1 protein-coding gene is annotated in these 1,356 nt (G+C 61.9%); it reads right to left on the reverse strand.

Features of this window, described 5'->3' with window-relative positions; translation table 11 throughout:
• On the reverse strand, nt 1-1,304 hold a 1,304-nt coding region (locus O3656_RS10215; protein WP_500063966.1), incomplete at its 3' end, for an ISL3 family transposase.
• Nucleotides 1,305-1,356: the final 52 nt, after the last annotated feature.

Consider the following 1,356-nt stretch of genomic DNA (forward strand, 5'->3'; position numbering starts at 1 on the left):
TCTAGGCCTCCTGCGATGAGGAGCATTCGGAGTTTGTAGTTGGTGGGGTTGCGGTAGCCTCTGGCGGTGCGTCTGCCTAGTTCGATGATTCCGTTGATGGCTTCTGTGGGGCCGTTGCTGGCTCCACCGGTGTCGAAGTAGGCCAAGAATGCGTCCTTCCACTTGCGTAGGGTCCGCCCCAGACGAGCGATTTCGGGGATGGGACACGTTGGTAGGCGCTCAATGAGGTGTGCGGCCAGGCGTCGGCCTTGGGCGGGTGTGGCTTGATGGAAGACGTCGCGGACTTGCTGGGCGCAGTGGTAGGCGACTTCCACACTGATATGCGCCTCATCTGCCGTGAAGGCCTCACGGAGTCGTTCTTGTTGACGCTTCGTGAGCCGATCACGCGAGGCGCGCAAAAGATTGCGGATCTGATAGAGGGGATCGCCCTTGCGCCCGCGGTGACCGGTCGTGTCTTGCTGGACGCGGCGGCGTACCTCATCAAGGGCATCGCCGGCGAGCTTGACGATATGGAAGGCATCGAGGACGCTGGTTGCGTCTTGGAGCTGGTCGTCGATGGCGTTCTTGTATCCTTGGAAGGGATCCAGCGTCGCGATCTGGATACCGGAGCGAAAGTCTTCGCCGCGCTCTTCTAGCCAGTTCTTGTACACGGTGCCAGACCTACCCGGAACCAGGTCCAACAAGCGGGCCGTGGGATGCTCCTCCCCGCAAGTCAGGTCCACGATGCCGGTGAGTTCACGTGGGCCCCGGTGGCGTCGGTCCTGGTGGTGCCACACGTGCTCGTCAACCCCCAGCACCCGAATCCCTGTGAAGCGGGCGGGGTCATCAGATGCGGCTTGCAGGCACGGCTTGATATGGGACCACACGGTATTCCACGTGGTTCCTAACTGTCGGGCCAGCCCCAAGATAGTGGCTCCCTCGAAGCGCAACTGTCGGATCGCCCAGCGGATCGCCCGCACACCCAGACGCGCCCGAGGTGCGCACATTGAGTGGTTCTGCTCGCTAAAGGTCGCGATCTGGCAGGTGGTTTCGCGGCATATCCATCGGCGCTTAAACCATCGGATCCGCACTGGAACCCCGGCCCAGGGCGCGTCGATCACCTCCACCACCACGCGCCCGTGGCCTTGTGCGATCACCCCACAACCCGGGCAGCCAGCGCGGCGATCACAGGACTCTATGTCGAGCATCAGACCGTACTCACGCCGAGCGGCAGCAACCAGATGGAAGCCCTCCAAACCGACGAGCAGATCACACCGATCACAACGATTAAGCGACACGGAGCAGCAGCAGGTAGGGTGAGACATTGTCGAGGTCCTTTGAAGATCGCGGGGGTTGAAGTCCGCTCATCATCAAGGA

Origin of the sequence: Pauljensenia sp. 27098_8_83 (assembly GCF_041432695.1) — a bacterium.
GTDB lineage: Bacteria > Actinomycetota > Actinomycetes > Actinomycetales > Actinomycetaceae > Pauljensenia.